The organism is Microbacterium sp. B19 (assembly GCF_000333395.1).
GTDB lineage: Bacteria > Actinomycetota > Actinomycetes > Actinomycetales > Microbacteriaceae > Microbacterium.
Genome location: NZ_BADA01000355.1, coordinates 1 through 432, shown reverse-complemented (window position 1 = coordinate 432; position 432 = coordinate 1). Strand labels below are relative to the sequence as shown.

At 72.9% G+C, this 432-nt stretch carries 1 protein-coding gene; it reads right to left on the bottom strand.

From position 1 onward, the window contains the following. The coding region (locus I5G_RS22305) for a TRCF domain-containing protein (protein ID WP_036328068.1) at positions 1-432 on the bottom strand (432 nt) is incomplete at both ends.

The following is a 432-nucleotide window of genomic DNA, read 5'->3' as shown; positions in this document are numbered from 1 at the left end:
GTTCGACCCCATCGCCACGACATCCGCGAGACCGGCCTGCGCGGCGCGACGCCGCAGGCGCGCGACCGCGATCAGGCCCTCGACCTCGGCGGGCGGCTCGCCGTACCGGTCGCGGAGCTCCTCGATCACGAGGTCGATCGCGTCGTCCTTGGCGGTGGCGGATGCCGCGGCCGACAGCTTCTGGTAGGCCTCGAGGCGCAGTCGCTCGCTGTCGATGTACGTCTCGGGCAGACGTGCGTCGACGGGGAGCTCGAGGCGCAGCTCGGTGGGGCCCTCGGTGTCCTCGCCACGGAAGGTCGCCACGGCCTCGCCGATCATGCGCAGGTACAGGTCGAACCCGACGCCCGCGATGTGCCCCGCCTGCTCGGCGCCGAGCAGGTTGCCCGCGCCGCGGAGCTCCAGGTCTTTCAGCGCGACCTGCATGCCGCTGCC